Source organism: Erythrobacter sp., from assembly GCF_039988855.1.
Lineage (GTDB): Bacteria > Pseudomonadota > Alphaproteobacteria > Sphingomonadales > Sphingomonadaceae > Erythrobacter.
In genome coordinates this window covers 525722-545730 of record NZ_JBDXIY010000019.1, presented here as the reverse complement: position 1 = coordinate 545730, position 20009 = coordinate 525722, and the positions used below count along the sequence as shown (strand labels likewise).

The following is a 20009-nucleotide window of genomic DNA, read 5'->3' as shown; positions in this document are numbered from 1 at the left end:
CCTTAGAACCGGCTCTCAGGAATGATGATCGTGTCACCTGGACGAAGCATGACATTGGCCGAGCTGTCGCCGCGCTTCAGCAAGTCGGAAAGACGCAGTCGGTATTCTTTTTGAGTGCCGGTCTCGCGGTTGATGCGAAGGAGCTTGGCACGGTTGCCCGCTGCAAATTCACCCAAGCCGCCAACGGCGATCATGGCGTCAAGCACAGTCATATTCGCGCGGTACGGCAAAGATGCCGGCTGTTCGGTCGAACCCACTACGCGGATCTGTTGGTCAAAGGTGGAATTGAACTCGTTCACGATCACCGAGACGAGCGGCTGTTCGATATATTGAACAAGCACGTCGCGGATATCGTCTTGAAGCTGAGTTGCGGTTTTCCCAACGGCGGTCATATCACGCACAAGCGGGATGGTAATCCGGCCATCGGGACGCACCTGGATGTCTTCTGCGCTCAGCTCTGGATTGCGCCAAACATGGATGGTGAGCTGATCGAGAGGCCCGATGATGTACTCTTCAGTTGAAGCTGTCTGCGCCTCTGTATAGCTCGCCGAAGGAAGCTCAGGTCCCGACCCAGCGCAGGCTGCGAGCGTTGAGGTCGCAAAAAGGGCGCCGGCAATACGGGCGAAAGTGGGCGAAGTAGGCATCGATGCATTTCCTTAGGTCAGCTGATGCGGATCGCTTGCAAATGTGAGGAGCGACCTCACGCAAACGGGGTTTTCCGCGAATGACCCGGACTTACTCGCCGATAATGGTGAATATAATGTTAGTAATAGTGGGACATTTGCCGCCTCATCCCATTTCGGGACAGGCAAATTAGTGATGATTAAACAATCATCTCTGCCGCTGGGCCATGCCCAAGGAAGTTAAGCGGTGAAGCGCTCGCCCCATATGCGCCGGCGCAAAACACCGCCACCAAGTCGCCAACATCGGCGTCTGGCAATTCGGCCATATCGGCCAGCCTATCGAGCGGTGTGCAAAGACAGCCCACGACGTTAACCGGTGCCGAAGGCGTAGCATCAAAGCGTGAAGCAATAGCTACCGGGTAGTTGCGTCTGACCACTGTCCCAAAGTTTCCAGAAGCCGCCAATTGATGGTGCAACCCCCCATCGGTGACAAGGTACGTCTGTTCGTGACTGACTTTTCGGTCAATCACCTGGCATAGATAAACCCCTGCTTCGCCAACCAGATAACGGCCAAGTTCAACACAAAGTTCGGTTTCGATAAGGCTGTGTTGGCGAGCTTCGACAAGTTCATGCAAGGCATCACCAACGGCCGCCAGATTGAGTTGTTCATCACCCGGAAAATATGGAATTCCAAAACCGCCGCCCATATTAAGCTTGGGCAAAGCGTGCCCGATCTCATCGGCAAGAGACTGCGCCAAGTCCAAGACATTGGCTTGCGCCTCGATGATAGCGTCAGCGCTAAGTGTTTGGCTGCCTGTAAAGATATGGAGCCCGCGCCAGTGCGCACCTTCGGCAATGATCATCTTGGCCAAAGCTGGTACACGGATCGCGTCTACGCCAAACGGCTTTGCGCCGCCGCCCATTTTCATGCCTGAACCTTTCAGTTCGAAATCCGGATTAACCCGAATGGCAATTCGCGGCGTTTTCCCCGTCCTTTGGCCTATGGCAAGCGAGCGCTGCGCCTCACCCTCGGACTCGCAGTTGAGCGTAACACCGGCAGCGATTGCCGCCTCAAGCTCATCATCACGTTTGCCGGGCCCGGCAAAGCTGACCCTCGCAGGGTCGATTGCGGCCTTCTTCAACATCGCAAGTTCGCCGGATGAAGCGATGTCGAACCCATCCACAAGGTCCGACATATGCGCGATGATTTGGGGATGCGGGTTGGCTTTGACCGCATAATTGATCCCGATACTGCCGGGCAGAGCCTTGCGAAGCTCAGAAACGCGCGTATCCAAGCGATCCTTCGAATAGACAAACAAAGGCGTTCGCCCCGCAGCTTCTACCAGATTGCTGGCCTTGTGGCCGCCAATTGCCAGTTCGCCATCAATTGCTGCATATCCAGCAGGAATTGGCCCCAAGGGCTTGGTTTTCGACTTTGGTTTTGTCGTCATGACGCATTTTTCCCGCTCAGTTCACGATAAAGCGCGTTGCGGTCAATCTTACCATTGGGATTGAGAGGCATAGCCTCGCGCCAGTGAATTTCCTGAGGTTGCATAAAGTTGGGAAGTTCTTTCAATAAAGCCTTACGAAGCTTGGATTGCTCTTGTTGGTCTTGCGTCCCTCTTACCACCAGATAGACCTTGTGCCCAAGCCTATCGTCCGCCATTCCAAGGGCAACGGCCTCAACCACCAAATCGGTCGAAATCGCAGCCTCTTCGATCTCTTGCGGGCTGATGCGGTTGCCTGCGCTCTTAATCATCGCATCACGGCGGCCAACGAAATACAAAAGCCCATTGGCCTCTCGCTGTACCCGGTCGCCGGACCAAACTGCGGTGCCGCCATAGTGTGAAGAAGCGGGCGCGGGTTTAAACCGCTCAGCCGTGCGCACTGCATCTTGCCAATACCCTTGAGCGACCAAAGGGCCGCAATGGACCAATTCACCTTCTTCGCCCGGCCCTGCGACCTCGCCATCATCATCAATGACCATGATTTCGGCAAAAGGAATGGCGGTCCCCATGCTTGTCGGATGGGCATCGACCAGTTCTGGGTCGAGATAGGTCGAGCGAAATGCCTCGGTGAGGCCATACATCGGATAAAGGTCCGCTTGCGGGAAAATCCCTGTGAGCCCTTCGACCAATTCAATCGTGAGAGCGCCGCCGCTGTTGGTAAGTCTGCGCAAGGAGGTGCTGGCTTCTTCCTGCCACTCCGTCTCGGTCAGTTGCACCCACAATGGCGGTACAGCTGCCAACGTTGTGACACCGTGTTTGGCGCAAGCTTTGGACACATCGCGGGGGAATAGAAAATCAAGCGGGACAACACATGCACCCGCATACCAAGCCGAAAGCAGCTGGTTTTGCCCATAGTCAAAAGACAGCGGCAGCACCGCAAGGGTCACATCATCATCGGCAAGCTTTAGGTAGTGCGCGACGCTAACCGCACCAAGCCATAGGTTTGCATGGCTTAGCATCACACCTTTTGGACGCCCGGTTGAACCACTGGTGTAAAGGATAGCGCATAACTCATCTGGATCCGCTTGGGAGGGACCGAGCGTTACGCTCGCATCATAAGCCGCTTTTAGAGCCGCCGCTTCCTCCAATTGCAAACAACCGGCAGGCACATCGCCTTTGTCCAGTGACTTCAAGCGAGAAGGCGTCGCAATCAGCAATTGAGCCCCGCAATCGCTCAAAATATGCGCCACTTGCGCTTTTTTGAGCAATGGGTTGATGGGTACATGGACGAGCCCTGCGCGCGCTGCTGCGAGGGGCAGGAGACAGGTCAATTCGCCCTTGGCGGCCCAACTCGCAACCCGCGCGCCCTTTTCCGGCACCTCACGGGCCAACCACCCAGCAAGAGTGGCCACACGCTCTTTTAACGCCTTGTGGGTAAAGCTCTCATCCCGAAGAACCAATGCGGGCCGTTCGCCAGCACCCATCAAGCACGCTCGCTCAGCGAGGTGGTCTAATGGGCGCGGGGCTTGGTCCAGGCCTTGGGGATCGGGATTTGCAGTCATCGGCTTCCTTTTGAAGGGCACTCAATTCAAGTGATCGAAACGCGCTATCACGACACGGTTAACGTCTTGCAAGAGCTGTTTAAAGACAGCTCTCATACAATCATGCGCGCGCCCTTCGATCGCGCCGAGTGGTTTACTCTTCTTGAAGAGACAGGTCTTGATCCCTTTATTGCGGCCGCAAGTGATGCTGAACACAGCGCCGCCCTCGTCCTAAGCCAGAACAACGGTCATCTCAGTTCGCTGCGCAATTGGTACAGTTTCACTTGGCGTCAGCTGGTTCCCTATGGTGAGCAAGGCGCACAGTTGCTCGATGAGCTTGCAAAACAACTGAAGACGACTGCGCATAGGGTTACGCTGGAACCTGTCCCTGATGAAGACGCGTCCGCAACGCACCTTTCGCGGGCGTTTTCCAAGGCTGGATGGCGTGTTGAAGTCACGCGGTGCGATGTCAATCACGTTCTATACGTCCAAGGACGCAGTTTCGACGAATATTGGGCGTCGCGCCCTGGTCAATTGCGCACCACACTCAAGCGCAAGGCGAAAAAGGTCGAAACCCAGATTGTCTCGCATTTTGATCACAACCTTTGGGCCGCCTATGAAGCGATTTATGAGTCCAGCTGGAAACCCGGGGAAGACCAACCTGAAATGCTGCGCAAATTTGCCGAGATCGAAGGGGCTGCAGGACGCTTACGGTTAGGATTGGCATTCCATGATGGTAAACCGGTAGCGGCCCAATGTTGGACGATCGAAAACGGCAGTGCCTTCATTCACAAGCTGGCTCATCTGGAGAGTGCGAAAAACCTCTCGGCTGGAACCACGCTTTCAGCAGCCTTGTTTAGACACGCAATCGATGAAGACAAAGTCGATGTGATCGACTTTGGGACAGGCACACAGCGTTACAAGGGCGACTGGATGGAAGACATCAGGCCGCGCTACCGCATTGACTGCCTTGATCTATCCTCCCCTCGCGGATGGCTTGATCTTGCGCGTCTCACCGCAAAACGCTTAACCCTGCCTGACGTCCCCGAACTTGCGCGTTCTCCCAAGGCTAGTTAAGGCGCGCATCGCTTTGGTGCAAACGGATGCGCCATAGGTTAAATGGCCTCTGGATAAGGACAACCAAGCATATGGGCTCTCAACCGGCGAGTGGTGGCGCAGCGATGAATGAAGAGACCGGCCAAGAAACTGGCCAGGGATCCGGCAACGCGTCGCTTGACATCGAGCTTAAGTCAATCATCGCCGATGTCTTGGGGCTCGAAGCTGAACAGGCAAACGAGTTAGAAGAAGACAGCGGCTTGTTTGGCCATTTGCCCGAACTCGACTCCATGGCCGTAGCAGGCCTCTTAACCGAGATCGAAGATCGGCTCGACATCGTCATCGAAGACGAAGATGTGGATGGCGAAATGCTTGAAACCTATGGTGGTTTGCTTGCATTTGTTGAGGGCAAGTTGAACCCAGATTCAGAAGAGGGATAAGCCAAGTGAATGCGCCAGAGCCGCGCATGATCGCAAGTTGGCAGGCCCTATTGGAGGGCGGCAAGACGGTTGATGAATTGCTTGTCTCGTTTGATCGAGCGCGGGAACGACGGGTCCTAATTTTGCCCGCGCTGTTTGACGAAGCAAACAAGCTAAGGCGGTTTACCCTACAGATGATGCGGGCGGCAGATGAGCTCGGCGTGGATACTTTTCTGCCCGATCTTCCCGGCTGCAACGAAAGCCTTGTTCCCCTAGAAACCCAAACCCTTACATCATGGCGTGATATCGCAGCGAGCGCCGCTGAAGCCTTCGGAGCAACCCACGTTCTGAGCATCAGAGGCGGCGCACTTATTGCGCCTGACACTCTAACAGGGTGGCAGTATGCACCGCTAACAGGTGCCAAATTGCTGCGCGGCATGCTACGCGCGCAGACTATCGCATCGCGAGAGGCCGGCCGCGAAATGACCTCTGCACAATTGATGGAAGAGGCGCGGCAATCCGGCTTGCAGCTTGCGGGATGGAACCTTGGCCCACAAATGGTTCGCGAGATTGAAGTTGCACTGCCCGGCGCCAACGACAATCACATGCTCATTGAGCAAAAAGATCTAGGCGGTGCAGGACTTTGGCTTCGTGCAGAACCCGACGAAGATCAACGCCTATCAGAGGCGCTAGCTGAGATTGTCGCACACCCTGCAGAAAGGCCACTATGAGCCGGTTGCAATTTCATTTTGGCTGCCGGGGCCTCAAGCTTGCAGGTTCCCTCGACACCGCGCCCGGAATAACCGGCCTTCTCATCGTGAATGGCGGGAATGAAATCCGCTCGGGCGCGTTTTCAGGCCAATCACAACTGGCTGCAAATATCGCCAAAAAGGGGTTCCCCGTTTTTCGCTTTGATCGCCGCGGCACAGGCGACAGCGAAGGCGAGAACCGGGGTTTTCGCAAAAGTACTGGTGATATCGAAGCTGCGCTTGAGGCCTTCCGCGCCATGGCTCCGCAAGTTGAACGAGTCTTTGCCTTTGGCAATTGCGATGCCGCCTCGGCGCTTATGCTGATGGGCGGATCAGGATTTGACGGCCTTGTTCTCTCGAACCCTTGGACAATAGAAGAAACCGCCGAAGATACGAACACGCCAACACACAGCCCCGACGCCATCCGTTCTCGCTATGCCTCTAAGTTAAAAGATCCGCGCGAAATTTGGCGGCTCCTCAAGGGCGGCGTAGATGTGCGAAAGTTGGCGCATGGCATTAAGGCATCTCTTCGTCCTGCCCCAGCCCCATCAAGCCTTGCACAGGATATGGACGCAGGGCTCAAAACGTTTGGAGGGAACGCGCGCATTCTGCTCTCTGGCGCGGACCGTACGGCACAAGTGTTCGAAAGCTCTTGGGATAAGGCGGACCTGCGTATTAAGCGGTGCACGGGCGCAGGTCATGCCTATGTTGAACCAGAACATCGTGCTTGGCTCGAAGAGCAGGTGCTCTCTGCCTTGCGCGACTAACCGGAAATTACCGTTCGAAAAGGCTCACCAATTCAACATGGGTGGACCAACGGAATTGCCCGACGGGACGAAGGCGTTTGAGGCTAAAACCAGCTTCGGCTAAGACAGCACCATCGCGGGCCCAACTTGACGGATTGCAGCTTATATAAACCACACGCGACAGCGTACTTTCAGCAATCTGAGCAATCTGTGACTTTGCCCCTGCGCGCGGAGGGTCGAGCAAAACGGCATCAAACCGGTCAAGTTCAGCGGCCTGCAAGGGGTTGCGGAAGAGGTCGCGATGAAGCGAAATCACACGGCCGCCCGTGCGTGCAGCCGCCGCTTTGCAAGCAAGATGGGCCGATTGATCTGCCTCGGCGGCCAAAACCTTGGTCTTTCCCTTACCTGCTTTGGCCAAAGCGAAGGCAAAGGTACCAAGTCCCGAGAACAAATCCGCGACGACCCTCGCTTCGCCGAGCCACTGCGATGCTTCTGCAATCATAAGCGCCTCTGCATCAGGGGTGGCCTGCAAAAACGCGTTCGCTGGTAGGCCAACCGGCAAACCCGACAAAGTGATTGTCACAGGCTCAGGCTCCCAAATGGCCTCAGGCCCGTAACCTTGGTCGATTGTCATCCGAGCCAAGCCATTGCATTGTGCAAATTCAAGCGCAGCTTCGGTCGCTTCAAGACTTTCAAGTGGGAAATGTGAAAGACCCACATCAATCCCTTGGTCGCACACTGTCAAAGCGAGATCGACGTTACCCTTTGGACCATGTCCCGCGACAAAGTCCCTTAACGGTTTGATCAGGCCCGCGAGTTTTGGATCAAGAACTGGACACTGGACCAAATCAACGAGTGTGTGCGAACCACCTTCTCTATAACCAACAATCGCCCCGCCCCGCGTCTTTTGCGCATGAAGCCCAGCGCGTCGGCGCGAACCCGGCGGAGAAAGGTGCTCTGGCAATAATTCTCCGATTTCAAGGCTTTGCCCGGTCGCGGCATTGACAACCCGCTCGCGAACGAAGCGGCTAAGGACTTCGTCATCGCCATGCTGTAATTGGCAGCCACCGCACGTCCCGAAATGCCCGCAGACTGGCGAAATGTGATGCGGACCAGGGTTGACGGTCCCATCCACAGAAACGCTGTCTCCCGGAACAGCGCGTGCGACATGCGCGCCGGTTTCACTCACGCCATCGCCTTTCGCCGCGATTCGAACAATCATAGCTTTGTCTGTCACAAGCACCTCGACAATGCGCTTGGGATGGCGTGCGCCAATTCGCGAGGAGTAAAGGCTGGCCCGCATATTCGGGCCGCTTCGCCATGAAGCCAAACGGCCTCGCAGGCGGCCATAAATGGATCTGATCCAACGGCCATACGGCTAACCGCAATTCCAGCTAGTACATCACCTGTTCCAGCAGTTGAAAGCCATGACAGTGCGGGAGGCGCAATCGCGACCCTTCCGTCAGGCGAGGCGATGATCGTGTCAGGCCCCTTTGCACAGATTACCATACCGCTTCTCGCGCAAAGCGCCTTTGCGCGCGCCATTCGCCCTTCGGCAACAACGGCGAAATTGCGACAAAGCGCATCAAGCTCTCCATCATGAGGGGTTGCTAGCATGGGCTTATCCCGATCGAGCATGTCTGGCCCAATAAGATGTAGAGCATCGGCGTCAAGCACGAGGCCGCCCGTACATTTGAGTGCAGCCTCAACAGCCCTCAATGAACCCTCATGACGGGCTAATCCCGGACCGATGAGAACTGCATTGATCCGTTTGTCAGCGAGCAAATCGGCAACATCGCCTGCCTCGACGACCAATTCAGGTGGCTTGGCCGAAACGTGCTGCGCCAAAAATTTGACGTAGCCCGCCCCCGCTCGCATCGCTGCTTCAGAGGCGAGCAACGAGGCACCAGCCATATCGCCGCCAACAATTGCCGCTAGTCCGCGCGTGTATTTGTGATCGGTGGAAGAAGGCGGTTTTATCTGGGGCCTGACAACCTGTTCGGCCGCCGCCTCGACGGCATTTACCCCAATCGGCACGATGCGCCGTGTCCCCATCTTCTCACGCGCTGGTAACAAGCAATGCGCAAATTTCCATGCCCCAACTGCCAGTGTCACATCGGACTGCGGCAAATGTTCATTGAGTATTTTACCGCTATCACTTGCCACACCGCTGGGAACATCCAATGCAATCACAAACTGATGCCGCTGGGCCAAATCGCGCAAAAGCAATGAATGTTCGCCGCTAAGCTTGCGGGTTAACCCCGAGCCGAACAGGCAATCGACAAAGACTTCGCCTTGAACACTGCCTCCTGACGTCAAAACTTCGCCGTTCCAAAGTTCAAGCGCCTTTCTGGCCGATGTTCTCTTTGGGGGTTGAGGTGCAATTACGGTGACCTTGAGGCCAAATTCACGGAGGCAATGCGCGATGACGTATCCGTCGCCGCCATTGTTACCGGGGCCGCACAGCACCGTAACACTGCGTCCTGCCGCAAGTCTGCGGACCCATTCAGCCACGCGGCCCGCTGCCAATTGCATCAGGTCAAATTCGGGCATCCCGGCATCAAAGATGCGCTGCTCTGCATCACGCATTTGCTGCGCAGTGAGCACCTGACAGAGGGCTCTGTCTGCGGCCATCACGCGCCCGAAGGCGGCGGCAGCGGCACTAAATATTGGTCACTTGATACCGAAAACTGCCAAAACCCACTGGGGGCTGGCTCAACCATTTCAACGTCTTCGGCGCCGTCTTTGACAACCACCTTGCTCGCATCTTCACTCAAGGTGAAGCGGCGAAACCCGCCATCCGGGTGATGGACGAGGAACTCTTGGCCACGTTCTTCGCCCACCCATTCAAGGGTGCAGACATTTGAGAGTTCAGCCCCTGCCCCAATGGCGCAATCAAGGGTTTCCCCTTCGGGTTCCGGCGATTGCGTCGCTTCGCAGGCGGTTAAAGCGCTGAGTGCAAAAACGCTGCTAAATATCCGCAAATACATGAGTTTCTGCCTTTGCTCCGGGATGGGTAAGCGCACCATCTCGCGCTGGCCCTACGTTTTGAGCATAGCGCCAAAGTGCGCCAGATTGATAGTCATTCGTGCGCGGCTGCCATGCGTCTTTGCGCCTTGCGAGGGTCGCTTCGTCTACATCGAGGTCGATTGTCCCTGCTTTGGCGTCGATTGAGATGGTATCGCCATCTTCGACCAATGCGATGGGTCCGCCTTCTGCTGCCTCTGGACCAACGTGACCGATACAAAAACCGCGTGTCGCCCCTGAGAAACGGCCGTCGGTGATGAGCGCGACTTTCTCGCCCATGCCTTGCCCATACAGCGCAGCGGTGGTGGAGAGCATTTCGCGCATTCCAGGACCCCCTTTAGGGCCTTCGTAGCGGATGATGATGACGCTACCTTCTTTGATGTCGCGCTTTTCTACGGCGGCAAAAGCGTCTTCTTCGCAATCAAAAACACGCGCCGTTCCAGTGAATTGCAGGCGCTCCATGCCAGCGACTTTCACAATCGCCCCTTCTGGTGCAAGCGACCCTTTAAGGCCCACTACGCCGCCCGTTGGGGTGATCGGCGCTTTCACATCGTAGAATACCTTTTGATCCGGTTTCCAAGTGATCTCTTCGATGTTCTCACCCAATGTCTTGCCGGTAACGGTCATCGGGTTGGGATCAAGGAAACCGCCTTCGAGAAGCGTCTTCATACCCATGTAGATACCGCCAGCCTCGTGCATGTCCTTCGCGACATATTTGCCGCCGGGCTTGAGGTCGGCGATGTATGGCGTTGATTTGAATATCTCCGCCACATCGAACAGGTCAAAGTCGATCCCCGCCTCGCTCGCCATAGCAGGCAGGTGGAGCGCGGCATTGGTGGAACCGCCTGTTGCAGCCACCACGCGCGCAGCGTTTTCGAATGCTTCACGGGTGCAAATATCGCGCGGACGAAGATTGAGCCTCAAAAGCTCCATAACCTGAGCCCCGGCACCACGCGCGATCTCTTCGCGTGATCTAAAAGGAGCAGGTGCCATGTTGCTGTTCGGCAAGGACAATCCAATCGCCTCGCCCACACATGCCATGGTGTTGGCGGTAAATTGGCCGCCGCATGCACCGTGTCCGGGGCACGCGACTTTTTCGAGCGCGATCAGCTCTTTCAATGGGCAATTGCCCGCCGCGTGCTGACCGACGGCCTCGAACACATCGACGACTGTTACGTCCTCGCCCTTGTGCGTGCCGGGAAGGATAGAGCCGCCATAAACAAAGATCGACGGCACGTTAAGGCGCAGCATCGACATCATCATGCCGGGCAGGCTCTTGTCACAACCTGCAAAACCGACGAGCGCGTCGTAACAATGCCCGCGCACCGAGACCTCGACGCTATCGGCAATAATCTCACGGCTGATAAGCGAGCTTTTCATGCCTTGGTGGCCCATGGCGATGCCATCGGTGACTGTGATGGTGTTGAACCGGCGCGGTGTGCCGCCATTTGCAATCACACCCTCGCGGCAGATATCGGCCTGCGCGTTCAAAGTGGTGTTGCAAGGCGCACTGTCATTGCCAGCGCTCGCCACGGCCACGAATGGCTGCCTGATCTCTTCCTCGGTCATGCCCATGGCGTAGTAATATGAGCGGTGCGGTGCGCGCTCTGGTCCTACGGAAACGTGGCGCGAAGGGAGTTTGGACTTGTCGAAAGACATATTGTTACTCTTAGAGCTAGATTTGCGACACGGCCTGTGCCCTTAGCCGAGCTCTTGTGCAACCCTTGAAGCCACTTTGGCGAGCAATCCGGCCCAATGCTTTTGGCCTGCGCGGCTCGCAATCAGGTCTTGCCGGATCTCCGTCGCCAGATAGGGGCGGCCAAAAGGTTCGGCGTGGCGGTTCATCGTCGCATTCAATTGGCGGCCTGAGTATGGCTCATTATCGCCTACGGTGAAGCCTTCTTCGGCAAAGAATTGGATAGCAAGGCGCGCTGCGCGGTCATCTTGATTGTAGAGGAATGCCACTTCCCATGGGCGCGGTTCATCGCTGGTGGCAAGTTTTGGGGTGAAACTGTGGAGCGAGATGATGAGAGCGGGGTCGCGCTTATCTAGCCACTTGGCCATCGCCTCGTGATAGGGGCGGTAGATGCTGCTGAGCCGCTCCTCAACGTCCACGCCCAAATTGCCATGGATCACATGGCCGTCACTTGTCTGGGGGACTACTCCGGGGTGGTCTTCCTCGCGGTGGAGGTCGACGACGAGGCGGCTAACGGTGGCTAGGAATGCTGGAATGCCGTGGTTGGCGGCCATTTCTTCGGCGATGCCCTCAACCCCAATGTCCACGCCGATGTGTTCGTCCATGAGTGCTTCGTCGATCAGCAAGTCGATGCCATCGGGCACTTGGTTTGAGGCATGGTCGGAGACACAGACGATGCCGCCGCGAGTTGGGCCGCGCGTGGCCTCTCCTATCTGGCGGTAAGGTAGGCTCATCGCAGCTTCCCGGCGAGTTGCCACCAATCGGGGTGGTCTGTGTTCAAACGCGCCTGCGCCGCATCGCGGGCCTCAAGCGTGTCGTAAAGCGCAAAGCAGGTCGCACCAGACCCCGACATCCGGGCGAGCCAAGGGTTGTCCGCTTTGAGAGTATCCAAGACCTGCACAATGGCAGGGCACAGTTCGACAGCAGGCACCTCAAGGTCATTGCGGCCCGCAAGCGCAATTTCCTTTGCTGATCCTTGCGGCAGCGCCCCTCGGTCCCGCCCGTCCCATGCCTTGAACACAGGGCCCGTTGAAAGGGGTACGCGCGGGTTCACCAGCAGCACGGGCGTGCCTTTAAGGTCATTTTCAATGGGTTCCAATTCGGTCCCAGTACCCTGCCCGATCACAGTCTCACTGCGCACACAGCATGGCACATCTGCTCCAAGCTTCGCCGCCCTCGCCTGCCAGTCATCGGGAAGACCATGGAGCGCCTCCACCAACCGGAATATCGCGCCCGCATCCGCAGACCCCCCGCCAAGGCCAGCCGCCACAGGGAGCAGTTTTTCAAGCCTGATGTCGAGCCCGCCAGTGCGCGGGAGCAGGGACAAGGCCTTTGCCACAAGGTTGTCGAAGGGATCGTCGATCCCGCCCACAAATTCGCCAACAGTGATCACACGGTCTGCATCAGCACGCTTAGCGCTCAGCGTGTCGCCTGCGTCGACAAAGGCGAAAAGCGTCTCAAGCTCATGATAGCCATCGTCGCGACGCTTGCGGACATGCAGCGCAAGGTTGATCTTGGCGTAGGCGGTTTGGGTAAGGACCATTAGTCGAGCAAATCACTGGAGCTGGGAACCGGCCGAAAATGCTCTATCGCCATCAATGCTTCATCCAAATTCTTATCGGTTCCGATCAAGTTGATCCATACATCGCCGCCAGTGTAAAGGCGTTCGATACTCCTCAACCAGTTGTTGATCCCTCGACCGGGATACTTCTCAGGATTTTTGAGAACGAGGATGATGAACGAGTTACCTCTACTCTTCCATACACTGATACCAGTGATTTCAGTCCAAGGTATGAGTTCATCAGACCATTGGACAGCCCTAATCCCATTCGCGTTCACAACCACTCGCTCTGCGTTGCCGAAGAGCTGCTTGGCATTTGCTAGAAATATCAAGCTAAAGAAGCCCGAACATAGCCAGCCAACTAAGGTTCTAGCCTCCTCGGAATAACGCGAGGAAGCTGGCGGTTCGCCAAACGCTCCCGCCAGCCACAGACCACCGATTACGAAAACCAGGGCACCGCTAGCAATGAGGAGTACCCGCCAGGGTGAAGAGTTCGCAACAAAGGGATCCATAGCGGTCCGGATCTAAGCCCTATCCCGATCACATATTCGGATAGTTAGGCCCGCCCATCCCTTCTGGGGTCACCCAGTTGATGTTCTGGTTCGGGTCTTTGATATCGCACGTCTTACAGTGGACGCAGTTTTGTGAGTTGATTTGGAAGCGGGGCTCTTTGCCCTCTTCTACGATCCACTCGTAAACGCCCGCCGGGCAATAGCGGTTCGATGGTCCGCCAAAGATGTCGTACTCGCTCGACTTTTGAAGGTCTGCATCACCCAATTGCAAGTGGACCGGTTGGTCCTCTGCGTGGTTGGTGAAGGAGTACGCCACATTGGTCAAACGGTCGAAGCTGATCACGCCATCGGGCTTTGGATAGTCGATCTTTGGATAGAGGTCGGCCCTGCCCGTCATGGTGTAATCGGCATGGTGCTTCATACTGATCGGCAGACCGATCTTGAGCGTGCGCATCCACATATCAGCACCGGCAAGGATAGCGCCAATGTCTTCACCATATTTGGCAACGGCAGGTTCTGCGTTTTGGACCAGTTTGAGCTCATCCGCGATCCAGCTTGAACGAACCGCTGGCTCATAGCCTTGCAGCTCGGGCTGGCTCTCTTGGGTTTCGATCTCGGCGGCGATTGCCTCTGCACACAGCATACCGCTCTTCATGGCGGTGTGGCTGCCTTTGATGCGCGGTACGTTTACGAAACCAGCCGCACAGCCGATCAATGCGCCACCCGGGAAGGCAAGCTTTGGCACAGACTGCCAGCCGCCTTCGTTGATAACGCGCGCGCCGTACGCGACACGGGTGCCCCCTTCGAGATATTCGCGGATCGCAGGGTGCTGTTTCCAGCGTTGGAATTCTTGGTAAGGCGATACCCATGGGTTCTTGTAATCAAGCGCGGTGACAAAGCCCAAGGCGACTTGGTTGTTGGCCTGATGGTAGAAAAAGCCGCCACCCCATGTCTGGCTTTCGCTAAGCGGCCACCCTTGGGTGTGGATCACGCGGCCGGGGACGTGTTTCCCCGGATCAATATCCCACAGCTCTTTGATACCGAGACCATAAACCTGCGGCTCGCAATTGGCCTCTAGGTCGAACTTGGCCTTCATCTGTTTGGTAAGGCTTCCGCGAGCCCCTTCTGCAAACAGGGTGTATTTCGCCTCGATCTCCATGCCGGGCTGATAGTCGCCCTTTTGGCTGCCATCCTCGGCGATTCCCATGTCTTGCGTAATGACGCCGCGCACGGTGCCCTTGTCATCGAACATAACTTCCGACGCAGGGAAACCGGGAAAGACCATGACGCCGGCCGCTTCGGCCTGTTCACCAAGCCAGCGGGTCATATTACCCAAAGAACCCGTGTAGCAGCCTTTGTTGCTCATCAATGGCGGCATGATGAGGTGCGGCAGCGACATTTTGCCGTTCTTGGTGAGCGACCAGTGCCAGTTATCGGTCACCGGCGTCTCTGCCATCGGGCAATCCATATCGCGCCAGTCGGGGAAAAGTTCGCCCAATGCTTTTGGATCGACAACCGCGCCTGAAAGAATGTGCGCGCCGATTTCCGACCCTTTTTCAAGGACTACGACTTCGAGTTCTTCATTCAGCTGCTTCAAACGGATCGCAGCAGACAGGCCCGCTGGCCCGCCACCCACAATCACGACGTCGCATGGCATTGATTCCCGTTCGCTCATGAGCTTTTCTATCCCAGTTATGTCTTCGCGAATTCTATCGCATATTTTGTATGTTCCTGCACTTGCTAAGCAGTCCGCCTCCAGTCAAGGGGGGCATTGTAAGCTATGACCATGCCAGACCCCTCTTTATCCAGCCAATTACGCGCCGCTATGGAATGGTGGGAGCTGGCTGGTGTGGATGGCGACTTTACCGATGACGCTACGGACTGGCTGAGTGATTCGGGCGATCACGGCGTGGTTGATGCCGCTTCTGGCGGTAAGAATGCCAAGACAAAGCCGCAAGGCCTCAATCAAAATCAAGAACCCGCTCCAGAGCCTGTCAAACCCACTCGGGCCGATCTCTTGGGGCCGAATCCCCCGGCGGACCTGGATGCGTTCCGCGAATGGTGGTTGTCGGCACCGGGGCTCGATACAATTGGTCCACGCGGCCGAGTGGCACCGCGAGGGGCGGCAAACCCTGAACTTATGGTGTTGGTGATCGACCCGGAACAAGGGGATCGCGATATATTGCTAAGCGGGCCTCAGGGCCGTCTTCTGTCGCGAATCATTGCGGCCATGGGCGTACCTCAAGAATCGGTCTATTTCGCTTCGGCTTTGCCTCGGCATACGCCAATGGCAGACACGGCATCGCTGGCTGCATCCGGAATGGATGAAATAATGCAGTTTCACGTTAACCTTGTTAACCCGCGACAAGTCTTGGCTTTGGGCGCAGGCATTCCGCCGCTTTTGGGCCACGCATTAACGAATGACCTCTCGCATTTACGCGAAATCAACCGAAAACAGTCACCAATACCGCTGTTCGTAACCGAAGGACTGGACGCCATGATGGCGATGCCCCGTCTGAAGGCAAAGTTCTGGCGGAGATGGAACGAATGGTCGGTCAAGGAATGACGTTGAAATCTATGCGCGTACTGATTGCTGGCCTTACCCTGATTAGCACTGGGATTTCTGCTGTTGCGATTGCACCTGCCGCGTCTGCACAAGGCGGCAGCTTGGTTGCGCAGTATAACAATCAGAATAACCCAATCCCAGCGCAGTTAAGCGGTGACGAGCGCCGTCATTTCCAACAATTGTTCGCTGCGATTGACGCAGAGCGTTGGGACGATGTGCGCTCAATGCTCGACAAACGCACCGACAGCATCCTTCACCAGATTGCAGTCGCCGAGTTTTACACTCACGCAAAGAGCCCAAAAGTTTCCGCCCAGCAGATCTCGCTTTGGTTCCAAGCCGGGGCTCATCTGCCCCAATCAGAGCAACTTGGCCGGCTTGGCACAACGCGCGGCCTCGAATGGCTTCCTGCGTTTCCGCGGACGATCGCTCTTTCGCGCCAACCCGGCATCACAAAACGCACCCGTCCACGCACAGTCGATGACGGAACTTTGCCAAGCCAAATGCGTTCCTCGATCCTTGATTCGATCAAGAACGATGATCCCATCACCGCATATAATACGCTGCTTGAGGCTGAGCCCTATCTAAGCGCGGAGGCGCGCGCCGAGTGGCGGCAGCGGGTGGCTTGGAGCTTCTACATTGAAAACGACGACCAAAACGCCCTCGCTCTGGCGCAAACCGTCGCCGAAGGGTCTGGAGCATGGGTCGCAGAGGGCGAATGGGTTGCAGGTCTCGCAGCATGGCGGATTGGATCGTGCCAAATTGCAGCAGACTCGTTTGCAAGGGCAGCTGATCGTTCGACCAATATCGAGCTGACCTCGGCTGCGCATTATTGGGCACACCGATCATTGGTACGTTGCCGAGAGCCGGGCGCAGCACAGGCGCATCTTGAAAACGCGGCACGCTACGATGAAACGCTCTATGGCCTCCTTGCCGTAGACCAACTCGGCATTGAGGTGCCGTCGTCCGCTCCTGTACAGCCGCTCTCCTCTCAGGAATGGGGCGCGATCTCTCAGCGTCAGAATATCCGAATTGCGGCGGCCTTGGTTGAAGTGAGACGGCCGGGCCTTGCTGACGAAGTGCTGCGCCATGAAGCCCGCATTGGCCGGGCCGATGACTACCACGCGGTGGCCAAATTGGCGCGCGAACTTGGTCTCCCATCGACACAGCTCTACATGGCGAATTACGCGCCGCGCGGATACCGCGCCGATCCATCGCTGCGCTTTCCGGTCGCCCATTGGCAACCAAGTACGGGGTGGCGCGTAGACCCATCGCTCGCCTTCGCTCATGCGCTGCAAGAGAGCAATTTCCGCGCCAGCGCCGTTTCGCCTGCTAATGCACGCGGCCTGATGCAGATCATGCCGGGCACGGCGCGCGATCATAACCGCCGCCTCAACCTTGGCGCGAGCTATGCGGACCTTAACAAGCCAGAAGTAAACCTCGCCTATGGTCAACAGCATCTTGAAATGCTGCGAGACAGCGGTGCAACACAGGGCCTCCTGCCTAAGATTATGGCGGCCTATAACGCAGGGCTTTCCCCGGTCAGCCGCTGGAACACAGAGATCAACGATCAGGGCGATCCGCTGCTTTGGATGGAATCGATCCCCTATTGGGAAACACGCGGCTATGTCGCCATCGTCATGCGCAATTATTGGATGTATGAGCGCGCCGCCGGGAGCCCATCTCCAAGCCGCCGAGCCCTTGCACAAGGGCAGTGGCCAACCTTTCCCCATCCCGCTAGGACGCGCTCTGCACGGATCGAATATCAGCGGTAGCGGGAAATATCACAATGGCGATTGACGAGAGCAGACCTTTCAAACCGATCAATATCGCCGTTCTGACCGTTTCAGACACTCGTACCGCTGAAACCGACACATCAGGCGATATTCTTGCTGGCCGTGTCGAGGCCGCAGGCCACCATCTTGCCGCTAGAACCATCGTGAAAGACGATGCTCAAATCCTCGCTGAGCAATTCGATCGATGGATCAATGATCCGAACATAGACGCCGTCGTCTCCACCGGCGGCACGGGGCTTACAGGGCGCGACGTAACACCCGAAGCTTTCACCCTTATAGAAGGCGCACGCGACATCCCCGGATTTGGGGAATTGTTTCGCTGGCTCTCTTACAAGACCATCGGCACCAGCACCGTCCAATCGCGCGCCTGTGCAATCGTCGGGCGCGGAACCTATCTCTTCGCCCTCCCTGGTTCCAACGGTGCGGTCAAAGACGGCTGGGACGGCATCCTTGCCGAACAACTCGACAGCCGCAATCGCCCCTGCAATTTTGTCGAGTTGATGCCGCGCCTCACCGAGACATAATCGCACACCCCTGTACGGGCTCTGGACGATCTGCAAAGGAATGTAGTCAATTCGACAATCCCATCACGGTTGTCGGATGATCGGCATATCCCTAGACTAAAGGGATGGACCTTCTCGACGATGTTCTCGATACCCTCGACCTTAAAGGCTCGCTCTATTTTCGCACGGACTTTTCAGCGCCGTGGGCAACGACTGTGCCTGTCCTTGGTGCAGCTGCGCGGTTTCATCTTGTGGTTCAAGGGCAATGCACCGTCACTCTACCCGGATGTGAGCCTACGATCTTGCACCCCGGCGACCTTGTTCTCATCCCCCATGGCCAGACGCACATACTCTCCGATGCACCGGTTGAAAGCGCCCCGCCGCTTGAGACCGTGCTTGAGCAATGCGGCTATGATGGCAACGGCGTGCTGGTGGTGGGCGAAGGCGACAAATCGGCAAATACGCAATTGGTTTGTGGCCACTTCACCTTTCGCGAGAAAGCCGACCATGCTTTGCTACGCACCCTGCCCGATCACTTTATCATCACCTCGTCCATGAGGGCGCAGTACCCGCTGCTCGACGAAGTTCTCAGGATGATGAGCCGTCAGATCTTCACAGATCGCACCGGGCTTGCCTCTTCGGTGCGCAGGCTTTCTGAAGTCATGTTTATCGAACTGATGCGGATCGGGATTGAGGACGACACTCAAAACCGTATCAATTCATCACTCAAAGGTTTTCGCGACCCCAAGATCGCTCAGGCTTTATCCTTGATGCACACCGAATTGGCATCGCCTTGGACCGTGAACAGCCTCGCGCGTGAGGTCGGCATGTCTCGCAGCAGCTTTGCCGACCGTTTCGCCGATCTGATGGATCAAGGGCCGATGTCATACCTGTCCGATTGGCGGCTGCAGAAAGCTCTCTCGCTTCTGGAAAAGCGCAAGGAGAGCGTTCAGCAAATCGCGTCTCAAACTGGCTATCAATCGCCCGCGGCATTCACCCGGGCTTTTGCTGCGAAGTTTGGTGAGACTCCCAGTCAGTACCGCCAAAACGCCATATAATTTGCAGATCGTCCAATCGGATTTGCAATTAGGCGGTACATGGCTCGCTCATATTGCCATTTAGTCCAACTGCGATCAATTCCGACTCATCGTTATCGCAACGATGGAACGGATGAAACCTAGGCACCCCAAGCCCCCCATTCAAACCGTTCCGATTTTACAGACCTTGGCCCTGCGGACGCCGGGCCGAACCAAAATGATCGGAAAGGATCAAACAATGTTGAAGCAAGTCATCTACGCCGTCGCCATCTCAAGCGCGGCCATTTCAGCAGGCTCTGCGGCAATTGCTGCCGATGAATACAACGTCTCATCAGGCCTCACCGCAGCAAGTGCTCCCCTCGCTCTACACGGCGTGGACACCGTCGCTTTCATCACCACTGGCAACCGCATCCAAGGCGCGGCTCGTTACACCGCAGTGCATGATGGAGTGGCATATTACTTCACAAGCCAAGAGAACCTTGATGCGTTCAATGCAAACCCAGCCAGATTCATCCCGCAAAACGGCGGTTTCTGCACGTTCGGCGTGTCTGTCGGCAAAAAGTTCGACGGCAACCCACGCTGGGCCGATGTTCGTGACGGTAAGCTCTATGTCTTCCTCAGCGAAGCGATTTTCGATGCCTATCTGAAAGACCCAGAAGGCACGATCGCCAAGGCTGAAACACAATGGCGCGCGATCCGCAGCACAGCTGCGACTGACCTCTAACCCATCAC

The 20009-nt window shown here is 56.6% G+C and carries 20 protein-coding genes; 9 read left to right on the top strand and 11 right to left on the bottom strand.

The annotated features are described in order from the left end of the window. Positions 1 to 2: 2 nt before the first annotated feature. The 3 genes from ABJ205_RS14725 to ABJ205_RS14715 all read right to left on the bottom strand — a co-directional run bounded on the left by ABJ205_RS14725 (position 3) and on the right by ABJ205_RS14715 (position 3633). A complete protein-coding gene (locus ABJ205_RS14725) occupies positions 3 to 644 on the bottom strand; it encodes an XrtA/PEP-CTERM system exopolysaccharide export protein (protein WP_348156795.1) in 642 nt (213 codons plus the stop codon). Positions 645 to 823: 179 nt separating this feature from the next. Then, the gene (locus tag ABJ205_RS14720) at positions 824 to 2074 is read right to left on the bottom strand and encodes a pyridoxal-dependent decarboxylase, exosortase A system-associated (protein ID WP_348510075.1); all 1251 of its coding nucleotides are present in this window, start codon (positions 2072 to 2074) and stop codon (positions 824 to 826) included. Beyond that, positions 2071 to 3633 carry an acyl-CoA ligase (AMP-forming), exosortase A system-associated gene (locus ABJ205_RS14715; RefSeq protein WP_348158397.1) on the bottom strand — a complete coding sequence of 521 codons (1563 nt, stop codon included), beginning with the start codon at positions 3631 to 3633 and terminating at the stop codon, positions 2071 to 2073. The genes ABJ205_RS14720 and ABJ205_RS14715 overlap by 4 nt, the downstream gene beginning before the upstream one ends. Before the next feature lie 30 nt (positions 3634 to 3663). Between ABJ205_RS14715 and ABJ205_RS14710 the strand changes: the two genes are divergently transcribed. From ABJ205_RS14710 to ABJ205_RS14695, 4 genes are all read left to right on the top strand, one after another. Beyond that, positions 3664 to 4689, top strand: a complete 1026-nt coding sequence (locus ABJ205_RS14710) for a GNAT family N-acetyltransferase (protein WP_348158400.1) — start codon at positions 3664 to 3666, stop codon at positions 4687 to 4689. 104 nt (positions 4690 to 4793) lie between these two features. After that, the gene (locus tag ABJ205_RS14705; protein WP_348158628.1) at positions 4794 to 5108 is read left to right on the top strand and encodes an acyl carrier protein; all 315 of its coding nucleotides are present in this window, start codon (positions 4794 to 4796) and stop codon (positions 5106 to 5108) included. A gap of 5 nt (positions 5109 to 5113) precedes the next feature. Continuing rightward, positions 5114 to 5818, top strand: a complete 705-nt coding sequence (locus ABJ205_RS14700; protein ID WP_348158402.1) for a hypothetical protein — start codon at positions 5114 to 5116, stop codon at positions 5816 to 5818. Next, positions 5815 to 6603, top strand: a complete 789-nt coding sequence (locus ABJ205_RS14695) for a hydrolase 1, exosortase A system-associated (RefSeq protein ID WP_348158405.1) — start codon at positions 5815 to 5817, stop codon at positions 6601 to 6603. Before ABJ205_RS14700 ends, ABJ205_RS14695 begins: the two co-directional genes overlap by 4 nt. Before the next feature lie 7 nt (positions 6604 to 6610). On the opposite strand, the gene ABJ205_RS14690 is transcribed toward ABJ205_RS14695, so the two are convergent. Genes ABJ205_RS14690 through ABJ205_RS14655 form a run of 8 tightly spaced genes read right to left on the bottom strand, consistent with a single transcriptional unit; the run spans position 6611 to position 15053 of the window. Beyond that, a complete protein-coding gene (locus tag ABJ205_RS14690) occupies positions 6611 to 7885 on the bottom strand; it encodes a class I SAM-dependent RNA methyltransferase (RefSeq protein ID WP_348158408.1) in 1275 nt (424 codons plus the stop codon). Continuing rightward, on the bottom strand, positions 7816 to 9216 hold the full coding sequence (locus ABJ205_RS14685; protein ID WP_348158411.1) for an NAD(P)H-hydrate dehydratase: 1401 nt from the start codon (positions 9214 to 9216) through the stop codon (positions 7816 to 7818). Before ABJ205_RS14685 ends, ABJ205_RS14690 begins: the two co-directional genes overlap by 70 nt. Beyond that, complete coding sequence (locus ABJ205_RS14680) at positions 9216 to 9572, bottom strand: hypothetical protein (RefSeq protein WP_348158414.1); 357 nt, start codon at positions 9570 to 9572, stop codon at positions 9216 to 9218. Before ABJ205_RS14680 ends, ABJ205_RS14685 begins: the two co-directional genes overlap by 1 nt. Beyond that, a complete protein-coding gene (gene ilvD, locus ABJ205_RS14675; RefSeq protein WP_348158416.1) occupies positions 9553 to 11268 on the bottom strand; it encodes a dihydroxy-acid dehydratase in 1716 nt (571 codons plus the stop codon). The genes ABJ205_RS14680 and ilvD overlap by 20 nt, the downstream gene beginning before the upstream one ends. Before the next feature lie 42 nt (positions 11269 to 11310). Next, entirely contained in the window at positions 11311 to 12039 is a 729-nt protein-coding gene (locus tag ABJ205_RS14670; protein WP_348158419.1) for an N-formylglutamate amidohydrolase, read from the bottom strand. Further along, positions 12036 to 12848: a 4-(cytidine 5'-diphospho)-2-C-methyl-D-erythritol kinase gene (locus tag ABJ205_RS14665; RefSeq protein WP_348158421.1), complete on the bottom strand. Its 813-nt coding sequence runs from the start codon at positions 12846 to 12848 to the stop codon at positions 12036 to 12038. The genes ABJ205_RS14670 and ABJ205_RS14665 overlap by 4 nt, the downstream gene beginning before the upstream one ends. Beyond that, complete coding sequence (locus ABJ205_RS14660) at positions 12848 to 13378, bottom strand: STM3941 family protein (RefSeq protein ID WP_348158422.1); 531 nt, start codon at positions 13376 to 13378, stop codon at positions 12848 to 12850. The genes ABJ205_RS14665 and ABJ205_RS14660 overlap by 1 nt, the downstream gene beginning before the upstream one ends. A 28-nt stretch (positions 13379 to 13406) precedes the next feature. After that, the gene (locus ABJ205_RS14655) at positions 13407 to 15053 is read right to left on the bottom strand and encodes an electron transfer flavoprotein-ubiquinone oxidoreductase (RefSeq protein ID WP_348158425.1); all 1647 of its coding nucleotides are present in this window, start codon (positions 15051 to 15053) and stop codon (positions 13407 to 13409) included. 105 nt (positions 15054 to 15158) lie between these two features. Between ABJ205_RS14655 and ABJ205_RS14650 the strand changes: the two genes are divergently transcribed. From ABJ205_RS14650 to ABJ205_RS14630, 5 genes are all read left to right on the top strand, one after another. Further along, positions 15159 to 15944, top strand: a complete 786-nt coding sequence (locus tag ABJ205_RS14650) for a uracil-DNA glycosylase family protein (RefSeq protein ID WP_348158428.1) — start codon at positions 15159 to 15161, stop codon at positions 15942 to 15944. An 11-nt stretch (positions 15945 to 15955) separates the two neighbouring features. Then, complete coding sequence (locus tag ABJ205_RS14645) at positions 15956 to 17716, top strand: lytic transglycosylase domain-containing protein (protein ID WP_348158430.1); 1761 nt, start codon at positions 15956 to 15958, stop codon at positions 17714 to 17716. A gap of 14 nt (positions 17717 to 17730) precedes the next feature. After that, a complete protein-coding gene (gene moaB, locus ABJ205_RS14640; RefSeq protein WP_348158431.1) occupies positions 17731 to 18261 on the top strand; it encodes a molybdenum cofactor biosynthesis protein B in 531 nt (176 codons plus the stop codon). A 104-nt stretch (positions 18262 to 18365) separates the two neighbouring features. Further along, positions 18366 to 19298: an AraC family transcriptional regulator gene (locus ABJ205_RS14635; RefSeq protein WP_348158434.1), complete on the top strand. Its 933-nt coding sequence runs from the start codon at positions 18366 to 18368 to the stop codon at positions 19296 to 19298. Between the two features lie 217 nt (positions 19299 to 19515). Then, positions 19516 to 20001 carry a YHS domain-containing (seleno)protein gene (locus tag ABJ205_RS14630; protein ID WP_348158437.1) on the top strand — a complete coding sequence of 162 codons (486 nt, stop codon included), beginning with the start codon at positions 19516 to 19518 and terminating at the stop codon, positions 19999 to 20001. Positions 20002 to 20009: the final 8 nt, after the last annotated feature.

Coding starts and splice junctions, on each gene's coding strand:
- ABJ205_RS14665 (WP_348158421.1), bottom strand. CDS start 12,848: ATGGTCCTTACCCAAACCGCCTACGCCAAGATCAACCTTGCGCTGCAT.
- ABJ205_RS14695 (WP_348158405.1), top strand. CDS start 5,815: ATGAGCCGGTTGCAATTTCATTTTGGCTGCCGGGGCCTCAAGCTTGCA.
- ABJ205_RS14655 (WP_348158425.1), bottom strand. CDS start 15,053: ATGAGCGAACGGGAATCAATGCCATGCGACGTCGTGATTGTGGGTGGC.
- ABJ205_RS14680 (WP_348158414.1), bottom strand. CDS start 9,572: ATGTATTTGCGGATATTTAGCAGCGTTTTTGCACTCAGCGCTTTAACC.
- ABJ205_RS14670 (WP_348158419.1), bottom strand. CDS start 12,039: ATGAGCCTACCTTACCGCCAGATAGGAGAGGCCACGCGCGGCCCAACT.
- ABJ205_RS14720 (WP_348510075.1), bottom strand. CDS start 2,074: ATGACGACAAAACCAAAGTCGAAAACCAAGCCCTTGGGGCCAATTCCT.
- ABJ205_RS14660 (WP_348158422.1), bottom strand. CDS start 13,378: ATGGATCCCTTTGTTGCGAACTCTTCACCCTGGCGGGTACTCCTCATT.
- ABJ205_RS14685 (WP_348158411.1), bottom strand. CDS start 9,216: ATGGCCGCAGACAGAGCCCTCTGTCAGGTGCTCACTGCGCAGCAAATG.
- moaB (WP_348158431.1), top strand. CDS start 17,731: ATGGCGATTGACGAGAGCAGACCTTTCAAACCGATCAATATCGCCGTT.
- ABJ205_RS14645 (WP_348158430.1), top strand. CDS start 15,956: ATGCGCGTACTGATTGCTGGCCTTACCCTGATTAGCACTGGGATTTCT.
- ABJ205_RS14630 (WP_348158437.1), top strand. CDS start 19,516: ATGTTGAAGCAAGTCATCTACGCCGTCGCCATCTCAAGCGCGGCCATT.
- ABJ205_RS14690 (WP_348158408.1), bottom strand. CDS start 7,885: ATGCGGGCCAGCCTTTACTCCTCGCGAATTGGCGCACGCCATCCCAAG.
- ABJ205_RS14650 (WP_348158428.1), top strand. CDS start 15,159: ATGACCATGCCAGACCCCTCTTTATCCAGCCAATTACGCGCCGCTATG.
- ABJ205_RS14705 (WP_348158628.1), top strand. CDS start 4,794: ATGAATGAAGAGACCGGCCAAGAAACTGGCCAGGGATCCGGCAACGCG.
- ilvD (WP_348158416.1), bottom strand. CDS start 11,268: ATGTCTTTCGACAAGTCCAAACTCCCTTCGCGCCACGTTTCCGTAGGA.
- ABJ205_RS14725 (WP_348156795.1), bottom strand. CDS start 644: ATGCCTACTTCGCCCACTTTCGCCCGTATTGCCGGCGCCCTTTTTGCG.
- ABJ205_RS14635 (WP_348158434.1), top strand. CDS start 18,366: ATGGACCTTCTCGACGATGTTCTCGATACCCTCGACCTTAAAGGCTCG.
- ABJ205_RS14715 (WP_348158397.1), bottom strand. CDS start 3,633: ATGACTGCAAATCCCGATCCCCAAGGCCTGGACCAAGCCCCGCGCCCA.